This window comes from Streptomyces sp. NBC_01241, from assembly GCF_041435435.1.
Taxonomy (GTDB): domain Bacteria; phylum Actinomycetota; class Actinomycetes; order Streptomycetales; family Streptomycetaceae; genus Streptomyces.
The window spans coordinates 6,883,022-6,899,818 of the sequence record NZ_CP108494.1 but is presented as its reverse complement, the minus strand read 5'-3'; the positions used below and the strand labels follow the sequence as shown (position 1 = coordinate 6,899,818).

The window sequence follows — 16,797 nt, the reverse complement described above, 5'->3', positions numbered from 1 at the left end:
ATGGCAGCGCGCGTCGATCGGCTGCCGCGCTCCATCCTCTGCCGTCACGGAGAAATCTGCCGCACCCCGCGCCACAGGTCCATCGAGGATTTCTTAAGCGTGCCCGCAGCTCCGCTTCATGCCCCGCACCGCACGGCCCGGCGGCCGACCACCCCCCGAACAGGGAAAACGGGCGGCCGGCCCCCGCGAACGTGCCGTGATCAGTCGCCGAGCTCCTGCGGCGGGTTGTCGCGGCCCGGCACCTCGTTGGGTGCGAGGACGCGGCTGCCGCCCGGGTACGGCCTGGTCCATTCGGTGGACGCGTACCTGGTGATCCGGTTCAGCTGGGCCGGCTTCACCTGGTCCTCGACGGGGCGGGAGCCGCCGGTGGTCCTCGCCTGGATCGTGCTCCAGGCCTCCCACCGGGCGGCGACCTCCCGCAGATGCGCGGGCACCTGCGGGCGCTGCGCACCGTTGTCGGCCGCCTTCGCGGCAGCTGCCGAGGCCGGCTTCTTGAGTCCGTAGTCCAGCGGGATCCGGTTGGGCAGGCTGGTGTACGGGGTGAAGTCGGGATTCTCGGTGAACAGGTCGCGCATGGGCTCGGCGGCCCGGTCGATCTGGTTCATCGGCTGGGCGCCGAGCATCTGGCAACCGTCCTCACCCCATCCGTCGCCGCCACCACCAACGGGCCGCACTTTACGACTGGTTGGCAAACGGCACGGCGAAGCCCGAGCGAACACGGCACGGCACATCACGGGTCGGGGCAGCCGCCGGAAAGCTCACGCCGCGCGCCAGCCGCTCCAGCGCAGAACGGAAACTCTGACCACCGGTCCGCCGGGTGGCCGGCCGGCGTACTGCTCGTATTTCGCCGTGAGCAGGCCGATGCCGCGGGCCGCCTCGGGGGACCGGTCCGGCGGCGGGAGCACGCACGCTTCACCATCGGCCCGGGCCCACCACAGGCGGTCCCACTCCTCCTCGTAGTGGTCGATGAGCAGGCAGACCGACGGGTTGGCGGCGATGTTGGCCAGGCGTTTCAGCCGTGCCGTCCGCTTCGGTTTGTCGTCCACGGCCAGCAGCACCGTGTCACCGTCCAGGGCGAACACCACCGGAACCAGGTGCGGGCGGCCCTCCGCGTCGGCCGTCGCAAGGTGGGCGATGCGCGCCGCGGCGAATCTCGCCCGTGCCTCAGCACTCGTCAGGGCGGGCATCGCACCCTTTCCAGCAGTTTCGGCGGCGCACGAGCGTCAGTGCCACTTGGTGCACGCCCAGTCTCCGCCGGCACCGTCGAAGTGCTCGACGCACGCCCGGTACCGGTAGCTGGACCACACCATGGGGGTATACATGACACGGTTGAATGACGCGGACTCCACGTACGTCACACCCTTGTTGACCTGGAGCCGGAAGCGGAACCCGTCGAAGCCCTTGGGGACGTACGCCCAGGCTGCACTGCACTTGGCCGACATCCGCAACTGGACCTCGGGACCGCCACCGGCCGACTTGACCCGGTCGAGGGTCTTCGCTCCCTGGTCACACTTCGTGGAGTGCGGGTTCTTCCCCGTGCAGGACGACCCCTTGCACCCGCCGGAGGCCACCGACTGCGCATGGGCCCCTACGTCGGTCCTGGGCTGTGGCGCCGCGTCGGCCTGCACCGACGGCACCACCAGAGCCCCCACCGCCGCCATCGTGGCCACCGCAGTCGTGATGTGCGCGCGTACCATTTGTCGTTCTCCTGACGAATTATGGAATGGGTCAGGAGATTTGTACGGTGCGCACGGGGCAACCGCCACCCGATCGGCCACGCCGTCCTTCGGACGGATGGAAAGTCGGACTGCGACGCACTACCGGGCCGCACCCACCCCCGCACTCACAACTCGCCCGTGTCCAGGTCCAGATCGAACGGTCCCGGAAGACGCAGGTTGCGACAAGCAGAACGGGCTGATGGAGGCGGTCACCCTGATCAGTACAGCAGGTCCAGCTCGGCGCGGACCGTCTTGCCGAGCGGCACGCGGTCCAGCACCGCCCACCGGTCGGCCAGGGCCTCGACAATGATCAGCCCGTTCCCGCTGCCGGAACCGGGCGGCGGCGCCACCAGTTCCCCCGGCCCCGGCGGGCGGGCCTCGCCCCGCGTATCGCCGACCTCGATCCGCAGGACGCCGAGCGCGTCCGTATCGCCCGGCGCGTGGGTCAGCCGCACCTCGAAGTCGCGACCCGGCACCCGGCCGTGCGTTGCCGCGTTCGCGGCCAGCTCGGCGACGATCAACGCCGCCGCCTCCGATGCGTCACTGCGGTACGGGATGCCCCAGTCGTGCAGCACGTGCAGTGCCAGATGACGGGCGAGCCTCGCCCCGCGCGGCGTCGAGCTGAAGCGTTGCGCGAACACACGTACGGTGAACGGCGGTTGGGGGGTGGTGAGTGCTTCCATGCGCCCACCGTGATGGCCGGAACACCCATCGGACCAGCTCAGCAACTCGTACGCTGAGTCAGCGTACGGGTGCGGAGGGTGGACAGTACGCGTAACGGTCCGTGACCATGGGCGAGTTGCGGACCGGGGCAGACACAAGGCACGGGAGGTGGCCGGACATGACGGACGGCGTCGGCGGAACGGGTGGAGCGACGGGCGCGAACCGGGAGCCGGAGCCCTCCGACAGCCTGAAGGCGTTCGGGGAGGTCGTCAAGGTCTTCCGGAAGCGAGCGCTGCTGACACAGGAGCAGTTCGCGCCGAAGGTCCGGTACTCGGTGCCGACGGTCGCCTCGATCGAGCAGGGGCGGCGGTTTCCGCCGCCTGCGTTCGTCGACCGCGCGGAGGACGTCCTGGACGCGTTCGGGGTCATCAAGGCCGCGGCCAAGCACTTGTCGCGAAAGTCGGGGCTCGCCAGTTGGTTCCGGCAGTGGGCGCAGCTGGAGGCGGAGGCGCTGAACCTGTACACGTACGAATGCCGGTTGATTCCCGGGTTGTTGCAGCCGGAGGCGTACGCGCGGGCGTTGTTCGTGAACCAGCTTCCGCCGCTTGGTGACGATCAGATCGAGGCACAGCTCACGGCTCGACTCGACCGGCAGAAGCTGCTCACGGAGCGGCCGAACACCGCGTACAGCTTCATCCTGGAAGAGCACCTGTTCCTGCGGCGGACGGGCGGCGCGGAAGTCACGCGGAACCTCATCGACCACATTCTCCGACTGGTGCAGCTCCGGAATATCGAAGTTCAGATCATGCCGCAGATTCGGGAGAGTCACGCCGGGCTCGACGGTCCAATGCGCCTGCTGGAGACCCCTGACCACCGGTGGTTCGGCTATGGCGAGGGCCAGGAAAGCGGCCACTTTCACGCCGACCCGGCAGTGGTCAGCACACTCCAGATGCGGTATGCCAGGATGCGTTCACAGGCTCACTCACTCGAATACTCCGTGGGCCTGCTGCAGCGGATGCGAGGAGCGGTATGAACACCACAGACCTGGCCTGGTTCAAGAGCAGCTACAGCGGCGGTTCCGGCGATGACTGCGTAGAGGTCGCCACCTGCCCCACCACCGTCCACGTCCGGGACTCCAAGGTCGAGCAAGGTCCGCACCTCGCCCTCTCCCCCGCCGCCTGGGCCGGCTTCGTCGACTACGCCGTGAGCGGCTGACCGGGCACGGACGAACACGGTGCCGTGCCGCGCACCGGATCAACTCCGGTGCGCGGCACGGCGGGTATCACACGTTACGTGTCAGGCGTCAGGACAGCGCCAGCTCGGTGACGTTGTTGGCCTCCAGGACCCACGTCGCGCTCAGGCCGCCCCCCTTGACCCGTGCGGCGCCGTCGCCCTTGAGGACACCGATGCGCTTGCCCGACAGGGCGATCTGGATGGCGTGGGTGTACTCGTGGGCCCACCTTGCGCCGAGGCCGCCCTCCTTCACATACGCGTCGCCCCTGTCCGTCAGGACGCCGATGCGGTTGCCGGACAGTTCGAGCTGGATGACGTCGTCGTGCTCCCGCACCCACCTCGCGCCGAGGCCGCCCTCCTTCACCCAGGCGGTGCCGTCACTGGTGAGGACACCGATGCGGTTGCCCGCCAGGTCGAGGCCGATGACGTTGCCGGATTCCTTGACCCACCTCGCGCCGAGGCCGCCCTCCTTCACCCACGCGGCTCCGTCACCCGTCACGATGCCGATACGGTTGCCCGACAGTTCGAGTTTCTTGACCTTGTCGTGCTCCTTGACCCACCTCGCGCCGAGGCCGCCCTCCTTGACGTACGCGTCCCCGTTGTCCTTCAGGACGCCGATGCGGTTGCCGGAGAGTGCGATCTGCTTGACGTCGTCGGACTCACGGACCCACCTCGCGCCGAGGCCGCCCTCCTTCACCCACGCGGTGCCGTAAACCGTGAGCACGCCGATGCGCTTGCCGGACAACACGACCTGCTTGACGTTGCCGGTTTCCTTGACCCAGGTGGCGCTGAGGCCGCCCCCCTTCACGTACGCGTCACCGTTGGCACGCAGCGTGCCGATGCGGTTGCCGCCGTTGCCGGAGACCGTGCCGGGCACCGCGCCGGCCGTGGATGCTCCGGCGAGACCGGCCAGGGCCAGAACGGCGGCGGCCGCGGAGAGAGTCTTGAGGTTCATCCGAGTAACTCCTGAACGCAGAACTACCCTTGGGCCCGGATTGCGGCGCCCACGGGGGATTCATCAATCCGAAGACGACCAACGACCGGGAAGGCCGGGGGTGCGTAGGCCATTGGAGTGATGAAGAAGCACCGAACGGACTTTTGCCACGGGCCGTCCCGTTGGGGTGAACGCCTCGGCCGGGGTCGCCCGCGTGACCTTCCGGCAGGGTGCGTGCGGGGGCGACGCCCTTGATAGCGTCGCTCCCGCGATTGCGGACCGCTCCCCGCCGGGGTCGTCGCTGCGCCCGGACGGCCTGCCCTCGACGGGTGGCCGTCGGAGCGAGCGTGCTGACGTTACGGGGGCGTTCGCGGCAAGGACGAAGAGGGCCTACGCATGAGCCTCGCGCAGTTGCATTACACCTCTGCCTCTGCGGGGGACGACAGGGACGGGGGCGGTGCGCGGTTCACCGCGGTCGGCGCGGGCATACCCACGCCGGTGCTGGCCGAGGCCGAGCAGCTCCTGGGCTACGAGCCGCCGGCTGCCGCCCCTTATCACCCGACCGTTGATGAACTCCGGTCGTTTCCCGAGGCGTTGAGCTTCAGCGCACTGTCCGACGGCAGCCATCTGCTGAGCCGTACGGTGGCGCTCGGCGGCCCCGGCGCGGGCCGTTTCCACGCGCACGCGGTGCATCTTCCGGCCGGTACCCGACTGCCGGGCGACGCGCTGCCGGTCACGGCCTGGCGGTCGCCGAACTGGGCGTCCAGCCCACCGGACGGCGTGGTGCCCGGCCGCATGACCCACCTGCCCGCCTCCGCCGCCTTCGGGCCGCAGGCGCTCAACGACTTCGCGGTCTCCCGGAGCCCCTGGCTGGCGGCGGTCTTCGCCGATCTGCGCAGGGTGAGCGAGGAACCGTCGTCGGCGCGCGTGGTGCTCGTGGAACGGCAGAGCGCCGATGTGGCCCGCTGGATCGCCCTGGCCGCTGCCGTGCTCCCGCCGGAGACCGCGCAACGGCTGACCTTCACGACGTACACCCGCCGCCCGGCGCAGTCCCCGCACCAGGTCGTCGGGGTGCTGCCGGACGACGCGCCCGCAACGGCCGGCCCCGACAGCGGGCTGCGGGTGCACGACTGCACCGGTCCGCGCCCGGAGGGGCCGGTGGCCGATGCCTGGGCCGAGACCTGCGCCCGGATCTGGCGGCACCGGTCTCCGGAACTGTTCCGGATGGCGGCGGAGCTGCCCGGCGAGCCCTTCGCCGCGGGACCGCTCGCCGTGACGGCCCTGTGCACGGGCGTCGAGCTCGGCCCCGACGGGCGGGCCGCGGCAGCCGCCTGGGCCGCCGAGCGGCCGTACGCGCTGGACGAGGAGCGGACACGGCGGCTGACCGATGCGCTGACCGCTCCCGGCATCGACCGTACGATTAATGAACTCGCCTGTGTGTCACGGTTGTTGACGGCTCTCGACGGCCGGTCACCGGCCGCCACGACCGCGTCGCTCGCGGCTCTGCTGGTGACGGAGGCGGTGCATGGCGATGATGTCGCACTCGAACCGCCCGCGCGCTCGTCCTTCGCCGGGCCGGCCGGGGAGCGGGCCGCCGCCGCGCTCGTCGCGGCTCTGGGCGACGACCTGCGTACCGAACTCGCCACCGGTGCGGCCAACGCGTCCGCGTCGGCGTCGTCGGACGCGCCCGGCCGGGGTGTGGCGCGCACCGTGCAGCTGCTGCGGATCGCGCGGCTGCTGGACGTGGACTGCGCGGACCTGATTCCCGACGTCGTACGCCGGATGGCCCGGTCACTGCTGGACGAAGGGGCGGCCGGCTGCGCACCGGTACTGCTCGACCTCCTGGACGAACAGTTCGATGTCCGTACGGCGTTGCTGGGCGAGCTGGACCGGATCGCCCCGCACGATCCGGCGGGGACGAAGCGGCTGCTGGCCGGGGTCGCCCTGCCGTTCACCGGAGCGCAGGCGCTGCCGCATCTGCGGATGTGCGCGGCGGCGCCGGACGCCGGGGCGGGTGCCGGGGACCGGGTGAAGGCGCTGCACGCGGTGCTCCGCGCCGGTGGCATGTCGCCTTTCACCGAGCCGCTGGTACTGCGGACCGGGGTGGGTCTGGTGTGGGGCGAGGATCTGCTCACGCCGGGCGAGGCCCGACTGCTGCTGGGCGGGACCACCTCCGACGCGCACCGTACGGCCGGTACGTGGTCCGCTCTCGTCGCGGCGGCGCTCGGCGCCCGCGCGGACGACGAGGAGGCTCCCGAACTCGCCCATGACCTGCTGCGCGGCTTCCCGCAGGAGATCGACGCGCGGGCGCGCGGCGCCCTGCTGCTCCTGGAGTTCGCGCGGGAGCTGCGGTCGGGGACGGCGGAGCCCGGCTGGGCGGCACGGGCCCGGAAGCTGTACGCCGGGGCAGAACCGGTGGAGCCGGGCGTACGCGACCAGGCGTTCGGCGCCCTGGCCCGGCAACTGCTCGCCCCGGACCGCCCCGAGGCGGAGCTGTACGCGTTCGTCCACAGCGACGACGCGGACCTGATCGCGGCCTACGGCAGGGCGGCCCGCCATGAGGCCGTCCTCGCCCGGCTGCGGGCCGAACCGGCCTATGCGGCCGACTGCTTCACCGTCTGGACCGTCCACCCGCACGCGGGCCGCGCGTGGACGCGGACCACCGGCTCCTTGCTGGAGGAGGTGCTGCGTCCGGCGGTGAGTGCCTTGTCGTCCGCCGCGATCACCGCGGTGGAGGAGGCCGTGGAGCGGGCCGGCAGCAGGCAGCGCGCCGAGGCGTTCAGGGCGTGGAACCGCTCCGGCGGTACTCTCGGCCGACTCGGCAAGCGGCTGGCCCGACGCGTCCGGCGGCCCTGACCGGGGCCGGCCTCCTTGTCGCGGGTCCCGTCCCGTTTCGTGTTCCGCCGAGCAGCACCGCGCGGGCCACGACGGTCAGCAGTCCGCCCATGAGGAAGGTGCCCCGCACACCGGTGAGCGGCAGGACCAGTCCCCCGAGCGCGGCACCCGCCGCGATACCGGCGTTGTAGGCAGCGGAGTTGGCCGCGAGGGCGATGTCCGTGCGGCCCGGTGCGCAGCGCAGCATCTCGTTCTGAGTGGCCATGAACACCGGCCCGAGCGCGGCGCCCATCAGCATCAGGAACACCACCGCCGCCACCGGGTCGGCGCCGGCCGCGTACAGGCCGAGCAGGCCCACCGCCTGCGTGGCCACGGCGGTGGTCAGCGTGGCCTGCGGGAAGCGGTCCAGTACCGCCCCGGTGATGCTCACCCCGGCCAGACACGCGAGACCGAAGACCATGAACAGGGCGCTGACCGCGCTCCGGGAGAACCCGCTCACGTCGCCCAGGAACTTCACGAGGTAGGTGTATCCCGCGAACGCCCCGGTGGCGGACAGTGCCCCGGCCGCCAGGACGGTCCCGAACCGGCGGGTGTCGGGTTCGGTTCCGTAGGCGGAGTGTCCTTCTTCCGGACGCGAGGTCGGCAGCAGGACGGCGATCGTCACGAGGGAGATGATTCCCAGGCCGGCCAGCGCCGCGAGTGGCACCGGCCAGTCGCTCCGCCGGCCCAGCCAGTTCCGGCGGGAACACCGAGCACGAGGGCGAGCGAACCGGCGACGGACAGTGCCCCGATCACCCGCCCACGGGCCTCGGGCAGGAACAGACCCACCGCGACAGGCCCCATCACGGCCCAGAACAGCGCCTGGGCGAGCGCGGTCAGCAGCCGCGCCGCGAGCAGCAGCGAGTAGGAGGTGGACAGTGCCGCAGCCAGACTGGACACGATCAGCACGGCCAGCAGTCCCGTGAGCACATGGCGCCGGGGTACGGCCCGCGTGAGATGGGCCAGCGGCAGGGACGCCACGGCGACCGTCACGCCGTAACCGGTGACCAGGTAGCCGACCGCCGGTACGGACACCCGCAGGCCCTCGGAGATGAGTTCCAGGAGGCCGATCGGCAGGTTCTCCGCGGTGTTGAAGGTGAAGGCGGACAGCATCAGGGCCACGAGCACCGCCAACCTGTGCCACAGAGCCGGTGGTGCGGTGCTCATACGCCTTTTCCTGCCCTCGCCCGTCGAAGCAGCTCGTCAGCCTGGCAGAGTGCGCACCGGCAGGCATGTGATTTTGCGCGGGAGTGACCGGTACCGTGTGACATATCGATGTGCCATGTCGATCTCGTGTGCTCCCGGCGGGCTGCGTGACACCCCCCAGGAGGAACACATGACGACGAACCGCGGACGCAAGGACGTCATCCGGGACCGGATGGCCGCGACCGGCGAGTCGTACAACGTCGCCGCCCGCAATCTGAAGGCGATGAAGGACATGGGCGCCACGCGTGAGGCCGTCCTCACCCAGCGCTGGCATCCCGCCGAATCGCTCGACGTGCCGTGCCCCTGCGGTGGCACGTGCGAACCCGGCGAGCGGTGCGAGCGCTGTCACGCGCCGCACCGGCACGTGGCGCGCTACCCCGGGAGCGTCACGGATGTGGAGACCTGGGCGGACCGCTACGACTGCACGGGCTGCGCGTCCTCGTACATCCTGACCGTGGTCCTGCCCGGCCGGCCGTGGGGCGTCGCCGAGACGGTCGTCCAGGGCGGGTCCGCGGAGCCGGTCGTACGGGCCCGGGTCTTCCCGGGGGTCGCCCACCCGCTGCTGCGGCCGGAGAACCCCGAGGGCGAGGACGAGGGCTGACGCCCGGCGTCAGCCCTCGCTCAGGTCCTCACCGTCACGTCCTGGCCGTCAGGTCGTAGCCGTCAGCCCTCATCGGCCGTCAGCCTTCGTCGGGCGTCAGCCTTCGTCGGGCGTCAGCCTTCGTCGGGCGTCAGCCGCAGCGAGATCGAGTTGATGCAGTACCGCTGGTCCGTCGGGGTCGGGTAGCCCTCGCCCTCGAAGACGTGGCCGAGGTGCGATCCGCAGCGGGCGCAGCGGACCTCGGTGCGGACCATGCCGTGGCTGCGGTCCTGGATCAGTTCGACCGCGTCCGTTTCCTTCGGGTCGTAGAAGGACGGCCAGCCGCAGTGCGACTCGAATTTGGTGTCGGAGCGGAACAGCTCCGCACCGCAGGCGCGGCAGGAATAGACGCCCGTGGTCTTGGTGTCGGTGTATTCGCCGACGAAGGCGGGTTCCGTGCCGGCCTGGCGCAGGACCGCGTACTCGGCTGGGGTCAGCTCCGCCCGCCACTGCTCGTCCGGCTTCTCGATGTCGTACGACACGTCGCTCCCTCAGCTCGACAGGTGGTCCAGGATCTGCGGGCCGAGGTCCGTGACGTCGCCCGCGCCCATGGTGAGAACGAGGTCGCCGGGCTTCGCCATTCCCGCGATGGTCCCGGGGACCGCCGCCTTGTCATGGACGGCGGTGACGTCGGCGCCCGCGGCCCTGGCGGCGCCGATGATCAGGTCGCTGGTGATGCCGGGGATCGGGTCCTCGCGGGCCGGGTAGATGTCCAGGACCACGGAGGCGTCGGCCAGCGCGAGGGCCTGGCCCATCTCGGTGCCGAGCTCCTGGGTGCGGGAGAAGAGATGGGGCTGGAAGACGACCAGGAGGCGGGCGTCGGACGCGGCGCCGCGCATCGCTTCGAGGTCCGCGGTCATCTCGGTGGGGTGGTGCGCGTACGAGTCGATGACCTGCACGCCCGCCGCCTCGCCCTTGAGCTGGAGGCGACGCTTGACCCCGGTGTACTTACCGAGGGCCGAGGCGAGGTTGTGGGCCGGGATGCCGAGGGCGACACCGGCGGCGAGGGCGGCGACCGCGTTGTGGGCGTAGTGGCGGCCGGGCACGGAGACGGTGAAGGTGAGGTACTTCCCGTTCAGGATGACCGTGACCTCGCTGGTCAGGCCGCGCGGGGTGACCTTGTGGACGCGTACGTCGGCGGTCTCGGACTCGCCGTAGGTGACCACCTTCACCGACGAGAGCGCGCGCACCCGCTCGGTCAGCTCGACGGCGCCGGGCTGGTCGGCGGCGATCACCAGGGTGCCACCGGGGACGATCTTGCCGGCGAACGTCTCGAAGGATTCGTAGATCTCGTCCATCGAGGCGTAGTTCGCGTGGTGGTCCAGCTCGACGTTGAGGACGATCGCGACCTCGGGGTCGTACTTCTGGAAGCTGCGGTCGCTCTCGTCCGCCTCGGCGACGAAGATCGCGCCCTCGCCGTGCGCGGCGTTGGTGCCGGGGCCCGCGAGGTCGCCGCCGATGGCGTACGAGGGGTCGAGGTTCAGTTCGGACAGGGCGACGGCCAGCATCGACGTGGTGGTCGTCTTGCCGTGCGTACCGGCCACCGCGATCGCGCGCGCGCCCTCCATCAGGGAGGCCAGCGCGTCGGAGCGGTGGACGACGGGGATCGCCAGCTCGGCGGCGCGCGCCAGCTCCGGGTTGTCGGGGCGGATGGCGCTGGAGACGACCACGCACGAGGCGTCGTCCGCCAGATGGGCGGCGGCGTGTCCGATGTGGACGGTCGCCCCCAGCGCCCGCAGCGCCTCGGCGGTACCCGACTCCTTGGCGTCACTGCCCGCGACCTTCGCGCCGCGCTGGGTGAGGATCTTCGCGATGCCCGACATTCCGGCGCCGCCGATGCCGATGAAGTGCGGCCGTTCCATGGCGGCAGGAATACCGGGTGCCATGCGTGTGTCTCCCCAAAAGTTGAAACGATTCCCGCACAGCCTATTCGCTGTGCGCGAAGAGCTTGAGCACCGGGACGCCGACCTTGTGCCGGGCCCTGGACGCCCAGTCCCGGTGGAAGAACTCCTCCACGTAGTGCGGCGCGGTCAGCACGATCACCTCGTCCGCCTCCGCCTCGTCGACCACGGTCTTCAGCTTGTCCAGCGGGTGCTCCTCGATCACCTGCCCGACGGCTTCGGAGCCTGCCTGCCGCAGTGCCTCGAGTGACACTTCGAGCGCCAGTTCGGCCGATTGCCGGGCGTCCTTGCCCTCCGGCTCCTCGACCTCGCGGGCGGCTTCCTTCAGTTCGCCCATCGCCAGGTCGTCGATGGCCCGCAACAGCACATCGGCCTGGTCACCGCGCGGCTGCATGAGCACGACGAAGGAGGTCCGCTCCTCCCCGTGCAGGGTGGTGACGAACTCGACGTCCTCGGAGGTGAGGGCCTTCTCGATCATCAAAACGCTGGTGAACACCACGGGCGCCCTTCTGCTTCAGTGGCCGTCACCCGGCCTCTGCTGAAACCATCCTTCCCCGTGCTCGCACGGGGTCTGCGAGATTAATTGTGCCCACCGGAAGCTAACCGGAACGATAAATTCCGCCGATTGTCAGATCCGACGGTATCGGGTGAAGAGGAACCCGGCCTCTTCCAGCAGTGATGCCAGGGCGAATCGTTCCGGCACGGCCACCGACGGCCCCCCGGCGATCCGCTGCGCGTCGCCGGCGGTCAGCATCGGCGAGACGGTCAGACAGAGCTCGTCCAGTACCCCGGCCGCCACGAACTGGCCCAGCATCCTGGGCCCGCCCTCGGTCAGCAGCCGCTTGAACCCGCGCTCCGCCAGCTCCCGTACGGCCCTGACGGGGTCCACCCGGGAGCCCTCTCCCGCGATCACCACCTCGGCGCCCGCCTGCCGCGCCGCCGCGATCCGGTCGGAAGGTGCTCCGGCGCTGGTCAGCACGAGGGTCGGGACGAGCGGCGAGACGAAGAGCGGCCACGAGAAGTCCAGGTCCAGGCTGCCGCTCACCACGGCGATCGCCGGCGCGGGCCCCTGCCCGGCCGCGGCCCGGCGGGCGGCGAAGGCCTCGCGCGCCCTGGCGGGCCGGTAGCCCTCCAGCCGTACCGTCTCCGCCCCCACCACGACCGCGTCGGCCAGCCCGCGCAGGGTGCCGAAGATCCTCATGTCGCTCGCGCAGGAGATCGGCTGCGAGCGGCCGTCGTGCTGGGCGGCGCCATCGAGCGTCGACACCATGTTGGCGCGCAGCCACGGGCCGGTCTGCTCGGGGTACGCGTAGGCCTCGGCCAGATCGTCCAGGCTCCACTCCCCCTCGTCGTCAGCCGGTGTCAGGTCGGTCACAGGGAACAGGCGTCGCATGTTCTGCAGTCTGGCACGGCGCTTAGGATTGATGGTTGTGTCGTCCACCATCGCCGTGCCTGGGCAGAGCCCCATAGCCGAAACGGCCCCGCTGTCCCTGTGCGCCCTTGAGCCGCACGTCGCCGCCGACCGGCTGGTCGCCGAGATGGTGCCGCCGCCGCGCTTCGACTCCGTGCGCTTCGGTACGTACGTCCCGGACCCCAACCGGCCCAGCCAGACCGAGGCGGTCGAGGTCCTGAGCGGATTCGCGGCCGGGCTCGGCGGGGCGCACGCCAGCGGCTCGGGCAAGCGCAAGTGGTTCAGCAGGAAGCCGGCGGCGCCCGCGGGGCCCGTCGGGGTCTACCTCGACGGCGGCTACGGCGTCGGCAAGACGCACCTGCTGGCCTCTCTCTGGCACGCCACGCCCGCCGCTCCCTCGCTGAAGGCGTTCGGCACCTTCGTCGAGCTGACGAACCTGGTCGGCGCGCTGGGCTTCCAGCAGACCTTGCGGACGCTGAGCGGGCACCGGCTCCTGTGCATCGACGAGTTCGAGCTGGACGACCCGGGCGACACGGTCCTGGTGTCGTCGCTGCTCAGCAGGCTGGTCGAGGCGGGCGTCGCGCTCGCCGCCACCTCGAACACGCTGCCTGGCAAGCTGGGCGAGGGCCGGTTCGCCGCCGCCGACTTCCTGCGGGAGATCCAGGGGCTGTCCGCGCACTTCCGTCCGCTGCGGATCGACGGCGAGGACTACCGACACCGCGGGCTGCCCGAGGCCCCCGCGCCGTACTCCGACGAGCAGGTCACCAAGGCCGCGTACGCCGCCGGGGGCGCGAGCCTGGACGACTTCCCCTCGCTCCTCGACCACCTCGCCCGCGTCCATCCGAGCCGCTACGGCGCGCTGACGGACGGTCTGCGGGCGGTCTGCCTCACCGACGTGCAGCCGGTGCCGGACCAGTCGACCGCGCTGCGGCTCGTCGTCCTCGCCGACCGGCTGTACGACCGGGAGGTACCGGTGCTCGCCTCCGGGGTGCCGTTCGACAGGCTGTTCAGCGACGAGATGCTGAACGGCGGGTACCGGAAGAAGTACTTCCGGGCGATCTCCCGGCTGACGGCGCTGGCGCGCGACGCGAAGGGTCTGGTAGCGCAGTAGGTTCGGGGACGTACCACCCCCTCGGGGGCGTACCACCCGAGGTGCCCCGCGGCGCCTCGTTTCTCCCGTATCAACCGCGCACACCGTTTGAAGGGATCCAGCATGGCTACCACGCGTCAGGCGCACACGGTCTGGGAAGGCAACCTGATCGAGGGCAAGGGCGTCGTCACCTTCGACTCCTCCGGCATCGGCGACTACGACGTCTCCTGGCCGTCCCGCTCGGAGAAGGCGAACGGCAAGACCAGTCCCGAGGAGCTCATCGCGGCGGCCCACTCCAGCTGCTTCTCGATGGCGCTGTCCAACGGCCTGGCCACCGCCGGCACCCCGCCGACCCGACTGAACACCCAGGCCGACGTAACCTTCCAGCCCGGCACCGGCATCACCGGTATTCACCTCACCGTCCAGGGCGAGGTGCCGGGCCTCGACGAGGCGGGCTTCCTCAAGGCCGCCGAGGACGCCAAGGCGAACTGCCCGGTCAGCCAGGCGCTCACGGGCACGACGATCACGCTCACCGCGTCCCTGGCCTGACTCCGACAGGGCCCTCACGGCTACCTCACAGGCCCCTGCGGGCCCGTGACGCGCATGAGGCTCAGTGACCCGCATGGTTCCCGCGCGGCGATGCGCGTGGTACACACATGCGGGTCACTTCTCCTGTCCGCCAGCAGGGAGTTGCCTCATGTCATCAGCACGGTCACAACAACGCGCAACACGACGACAGGTCCTGGCCGGCAGCGGCGCCGCCGTTGCCTCGATCGCCTTCGCCGGGGCGTTCTCCGAACTTTTCGCGGGTACCGCCGCCGCCCGCGGGCACAGCGGCTACGGCCCGCTCGTGCCCGACCCCGACGGTCTGCTCGACCTCCCGAAGGGCTTCCGCTACCGGGTCCTGTCCCGGGAGGGCGCCCCGCTCCGCTCCGGCGAGGGCCAGGTCCCCAGCAACCATGACGGCATGGCCGCCTTCGCGGGCCGGCACGGCCACGTCACTCTCGTCCGCAACCACGAGAACCGTGTCACCGCCAGGATTCCGGTGCCGGTCGTCGAGAGCCTCACCTACGACCCCATGGGCAAGGGCGGCTGTACGGCTCTGGAGCTGGACGGTCGCAACAACGTCCTCGGCGAACGCGTCGCCATCGCCGGTACGGCGGTGAACTGCGCAGGGGGCCGCACTCCTTGGAACACCTGGCTGACCTGCGAGGAGACCGAGGACAAGGCCGGTACCAACGGCTACACCAAGGACCACGGCTTCATCTTCGAAGTGGACGGCGCCGATCCGCACCGCACCGGGGCCGTGCCGCTCACCTCGATGGGCCGCTTCCAGCACGAGGCGATCGCGATCGACCCGAAGAACGGGATCGTCTACGAGACGGAGGACGCCTTCGACAAGCCGTTCGGGCTCTTCTACCGCTTCCTGCCGAACAAGCCGCTCGGCGGTACGGGCTCGCTGCGGGCCGGCGGTCATCTGGAGGCCATGCGGGTGCCGGGCGTCCCCGACCTCTCCGTGGTCCAGGAGACCGGCGCGAGCTTCGAGGGCATCGAGTGGGTCCCCGTACCGGATCCACTGGCCGCCGGGACCCCGATCCGGTTCCAGGACTTCGGCCCGAAGGGCATCACCCACGCGCAGAAGCTGGAGGGCTGCTACTGGGGCGGGTCCTCGGTCTACTTCGTCTCCAGCTTCGCGCACAGCTCGCAGGGTTCGGCGGCCGATCACTACGGCCAGGTATGGCGGTACGAGCCGAAGCGGCGCCGCCTCACGCTGGTGATCGTCTTCGGTCCCGGTACGGACGTCCAGCTGCCCGGCGAGTCCCCCGACAACATCTGCCTGGCCTCCGACGGGGGGCTGATGGTGTGCGAGGACGGCGACGGCGCGCAGCATGTGTTCGGCCTGACCCGGGGCGGCGAGGTCTACGCGATGGCGCGGGGCCGGCAGAACATCGGGACGCCCGAGGAGCCCTCGTGGGGCGAGTTCGCCGGGGTCACGTTCGCTCCGGACGGCAGGACGATGTTCGTCAACTGCTATACGCCGGGGACGACGTTCGCGGTGACGGGTCCGTGGCACTGAGGCATTGACGCACTGACGGACTCGTTGCGCCGGGGGGCGGTGAGCCGGTCGGGGGTACCGGTATGTCCATTGACCTCCGGCCGGAGCGCCACCACCCCCCACGACCTGGGCGATCGACTACATTCCGCAAGTGACCATCTCTGTACGAAGATTTACGGTAACTGCGGCACTGGGTGTCGTACTGGGCGCTGTTCTGACCGGTTGTGGCATGCACAACGCTGCGACAGGGCACGGCAGGCCGGACGCCGGAGCCCACGCGACCGAGCACTCACCGGCACCGGCCTCGCCCACGCCGTCCGTGAAGGCGGCTCCCGCCTCGTCGGAGCCGCCCGTCATGCCCCCCGGGCAGGACGGGCGGACGCCCGTGTTCGAGCGGGGTCCGAAGAACAGCACCGACAAGGTCGTCGCCCTCACCTTCGACGCCGACATGACGGCCGACCAGGGACCGCGCGCGGCGGCGGGCGAGCATTTCGACAATCCCGAACTGATCGCGCTGCTGCGCCGGTTGAAGGTTCCCGCGACGGTGTTCATGACGGGACGGTGGGCCGAGGAGTACCCGGCGCAGGCCCGGTCCATGGGCGCCGACCCGCTCTTCGAGATCGCCAACCACTCGTACAGCCACTACGCCTTCACCACCCCCTGCTACGGGCTGCCGACCGTGGCGAAGGGCGGGATGCGCGCCGAGGTGGAGCGCGCCTTCGCCGCGTTCCGGAAGGCCGGTGTGCGCCACGTGGTGCCGTACTTCCGCTTCCCCGGTGGCTGCTACGACGATGCGACGCTGCGCGCGCTCGCGCCCGAGCGGGTGACGGCGGTGCAGTGGGACGTGGTCAGCGGCGACGCGTTCGCCACGGATGCGGACGCGGTGGCGCGGCAGGTGCTGGACGGGGTGAAGCCGGGCTCGGTGGTCGTCATGCACTGCACCCGCAGCGCGGCGCCCGTCACGGACGAGGCGGTACGCAAGGTGGTACCGGAGCTGCGCGGCCGCGGGTACCGCTTCGTGAAGGTCTCCGATCTCATGCGCACCCGACCGTCCTAGCACAGCACCCAGGG

17 protein-coding genes and 1 pseudogene are annotated in these 16,797 nt (G+C 70.8%); 8 read left to right on the top strand and 10 right to left on the bottom strand.

The window, feature by feature from the left end; all coding sequences use genetic code 11:
* Positions 1-200 precede the first annotated feature (200 nt).
* The 4 genes from OG306_RS31085 to OG306_RS31070 form a co-directional block, all read right to left on the bottom strand.
* The gene (locus tag OG306_RS31085; protein ID WP_266749417.1) at positions 201-623 is read right to left on the bottom strand and encodes a hypothetical protein; all 423 of its coding nucleotides are present in this window, start codon (positions 621-623) and stop codon (positions 201-203) included.
* A gap of 135 nt (positions 624-758) precedes the next feature.
* Positions 759-1,187: a TIGR03668 family PPOX class F420-dependent oxidoreductase gene (locus tag OG306_RS31080; RefSeq protein ID WP_266749416.1), complete on the bottom strand. Its 429-nt coding sequence runs from the start codon at positions 1,185-1,187 to the stop codon at positions 759-761.
* A 36-nt stretch (positions 1,188-1,223) separates the two neighbouring features.
* Positions 1,224-1,697: a DUF2690 domain-containing protein gene (locus OG306_RS31075; RefSeq protein WP_266749415.1), complete on the bottom strand. Its 474-nt coding sequence runs from the start codon at positions 1,695-1,697 to the stop codon at positions 1,224-1,226.
* Positions 1,698-1,936: 239 nt separating this feature from the next.
* Positions 1,937-2,401, bottom strand: coding sequence for an ATP-binding protein (locus OG306_RS31070; RefSeq protein ID WP_266749413.1), 465 nt, complete (start codon positions 2,399-2,401; stop codon positions 1,937-1,939).
* Positions 2,402-2,559: 158 nt separating this feature from the next.
* Here OG306_RS31070 and OG306_RS31065 point away from each other — a divergent pair, with 158 nt between their 5' ends.
* On the top strand, positions 2,560-3,414 hold the full coding sequence (locus tag OG306_RS31065; protein WP_266749412.1) for a helix-turn-helix domain-containing protein: 855 nt from the start codon (positions 2,560-2,562) through the stop codon (positions 3,412-3,414).
* Entirely contained in the window at positions 3,411-3,596 is a 186-nt protein-coding gene (locus OG306_RS31060; protein ID WP_266749410.1) for a DUF397 domain-containing protein, read from the top strand. The genes OG306_RS31065 and OG306_RS31060 overlap by 4 nt, the downstream gene beginning before the upstream one ends.
* A gap of 88 nt (positions 3,597-3,684) precedes the next feature.
* On the opposite strand, the gene OG306_RS31055 is transcribed toward OG306_RS31060, so the two are convergent.
* Positions 3,685-4,569, bottom strand: coding sequence for a peptidase S1 (locus tag OG306_RS31055; RefSeq protein ID WP_266749409.1), 885 nt, complete (start codon positions 4,567-4,569; stop codon positions 3,685-3,687).
* A gap of 375 nt (positions 4,570-4,944) precedes the next feature.
* Here OG306_RS31055 and OG306_RS31050 point away from each other — a divergent pair, with 375 nt between their 5' ends.
* A complete protein-coding gene (locus OG306_RS31050) occupies positions 4,945-7,404 on the top strand; it encodes a GTPase-associated protein 1-related protein (RefSeq protein ID WP_266749408.1) in 2,460 nt (819 codons plus the stop codon).
* On the opposite strand, the pseudogene OG306_RS31045 reads toward OG306_RS31050, so the two are convergent.
* Positions 7,328-8,589 (bottom strand): annotated as a pseudogene (locus OG306_RS31045) (MFS transporter). The gene OG306_RS31050 and the pseudogene OG306_RS31045 sit on opposite strands and share 77 nt — an antisense overlap.
* Positions 8,590-8,758: 169 nt before the next feature.
* On the opposite strand from OG306_RS31045, the gene OG306_RS31040 reads away from it, so the two are divergent.
* Complete coding sequence (locus OG306_RS31040) at positions 8,759-9,229, top strand: hypothetical protein (protein ID WP_266749406.1); 471 nt, start codon at positions 8,759-8,761, stop codon at positions 9,227-9,229.
* A gap of 113 nt (positions 9,230-9,342) precedes the next feature.
* On the opposite strand, the gene msrB is transcribed toward OG306_RS31040, so the two are convergent.
* The 4 genes from msrB to OG306_RS31020 all read right to left on the bottom strand — a co-directional run bounded on the left by msrB (position 9,343) and on the right by OG306_RS31020 (position 12,562).
* Positions 9,343-9,750 (bottom strand): peptide-methionine (R)-S-oxide reductase MsrB, encoded by a 408-nt coding sequence (msrB, locus tag OG306_RS31035; RefSeq protein WP_266749404.1) that lies wholly within the window; start codon positions 9,748-9,750, stop codon positions 9,343-9,345.
* Positions 9,751-9,759: 9 nt separating this feature from the next.
* Positions 9,760-11,154, bottom strand: a complete 1,395-nt coding sequence (gene murC / locus OG306_RS31030) for a UDP-N-acetylmuramate--L-alanine ligase (protein ID WP_266749402.1) — start codon at positions 11,152-11,154, stop codon at positions 9,760-9,762.
* 40 nt (positions 11,155-11,194) lie between these two features.
* On the bottom strand, positions 11,195-11,647 hold the full coding sequence (locus OG306_RS31025) for an indole-3-glycerol phosphate synthase (RefSeq protein WP_266752535.1): 453 nt from the start codon (positions 11,645-11,647) through the stop codon (positions 11,195-11,197).
* Between the two features lie 150 nt (positions 11,648-11,797).
* Positions 11,798-12,562, bottom strand: coding sequence for a pyrimidine reductase family protein (locus OG306_RS31020; protein ID WP_266749401.1), 765 nt, complete (start codon positions 12,560-12,562; stop codon positions 11,798-11,800).
* A 37-nt stretch (positions 12,563-12,599) separates the two neighbouring features.
* Between OG306_RS31020 and zapE the strand changes: the two genes are divergently transcribed.
* The 4 genes from zapE to OG306_RS31000 all read left to right on the top strand — a co-directional run bounded on the left by zapE (position 12,600) and on the right by OG306_RS31000 (position 16,783).
* Entirely contained in the window at positions 12,600-13,691 is a 1,092-nt protein-coding gene (zapE, locus tag OG306_RS31015) for a cell division protein ZapE (protein WP_266905081.1), read from the top strand.
* 102 nt (positions 13,692-13,793) lie between these two features.
* Positions 13,794-14,219, top strand: a complete 426-nt coding sequence (locus tag OG306_RS31010) for an OsmC family protein (protein ID WP_266749398.1) — start codon at positions 13,794-13,796, stop codon at positions 14,217-14,219.
* A 148-nt stretch (positions 14,220-14,367) separates the two neighbouring features.
* Complete coding sequence (locus OG306_RS31005) at positions 14,368-15,747, top strand: alkaline phosphatase PhoX (protein WP_266749397.1); 1,380 nt, start codon at positions 14,368-14,370, stop codon at positions 15,745-15,747.
* A gap of 208 nt (positions 15,748-15,955) precedes the next feature.
* A complete protein-coding gene (locus tag OG306_RS31000; RefSeq protein ID WP_266749395.1) occupies positions 15,956-16,783 on the top strand; it encodes a polysaccharide deacetylase family protein in 828 nt (275 codons plus the stop codon).
* Positions 16,784-16,797: the final 14 nt, after the last annotated feature.

Bases quoted from the DNA above. Each gene is read 5' to 3' on its own strand.
- OG306_RS31085 (WP_266749417.1), bottom strand. From the start codon at position 623: ATGCTCGGCGCCCAGCCGATGAACCAGATCGACCGGGCCGCCGAGCCC.
- OG306_RS31080 (WP_266749416.1), bottom strand. From the start codon at position 1,187: ATGCCCGCCCTGACGAGTGCTGAGGCACGGGCGAGATTCGCCGCGGCG.
- OG306_RS31075 (WP_266749415.1), bottom strand. From the start codon at position 1,697: ATGGTACGCGCGCACATCACGACTGCGGTGGCCACGATGGCGGCGGTG.
- OG306_RS31070 (WP_266749413.1), bottom strand. From the start codon at position 2,401: ATGGAAGCACTCACCACCCCCCAACCGCCGTTCACCGTACGTGTGTTC.
- OG306_RS31065 (WP_266749412.1), top strand. From the start codon at position 2,560: ATGACGGACGGCGTCGGCGGAACGGGTGGAGCGACGGGCGCGAACCGG.
- OG306_RS31060 (WP_266749410.1), top strand. From the start codon at position 3,411: ATGAACACCACAGACCTGGCCTGGTTCAAGAGCAGCTACAGCGGCGGT.
- OG306_RS31055 (WP_266749409.1), bottom strand. From the start codon at position 4,569: ATGAACCTCAAGACTCTCTCCGCGGCCGCCGCCGTTCTGGCCCTGGCC.
- OG306_RS31050 (WP_266749408.1), top strand. From the start codon at position 4,945: ATGAGCCTCGCGCAGTTGCATTACACCTCTGCCTCTGCGGGGGACGAC.
- OG306_RS31040 (WP_266749406.1), top strand. From the start codon at position 8,759: ATGACGACGAACCGCGGACGCAAGGACGTCATCCGGGACCGGATGGCC.
- murC (WP_266749402.1), bottom strand. From the start codon at position 11,154: ATGGCACCCGGTATTCCTGCCGCCATGGAACGGCCGCACTTCATCGGC.
- OG306_RS31025 (WP_266752535.1), bottom strand. From the start codon at position 11,647: ATGATCGAGAAGGCCCTCACCTCCGAGGACGTCGAGTTCGTCACCACC.
- OG306_RS31020 (WP_266749401.1), bottom strand. From the start codon at position 12,562: ATGCGACGCCTGTTCCCTGTGACCGACCTGACACCGGCTGACGACGAG.
- OG306_RS31010 (WP_266749398.1), top strand. From the start codon at position 13,794: ATGGCTACCACGCGTCAGGCGCACACGGTCTGGGAAGGCAACCTGATC.
- OG306_RS31005 (WP_266749397.1), top strand. From the start codon at position 14,368: ATGTCATCAGCACGGTCACAACAACGCGCAACACGACGACAGGTCCTG.
- OG306_RS31000 (WP_266749395.1), top strand. From the start codon at position 15,956: ATGCACAACGCTGCGACAGGGCACGGCAGGCCGGACGCCGGAGCCCAC.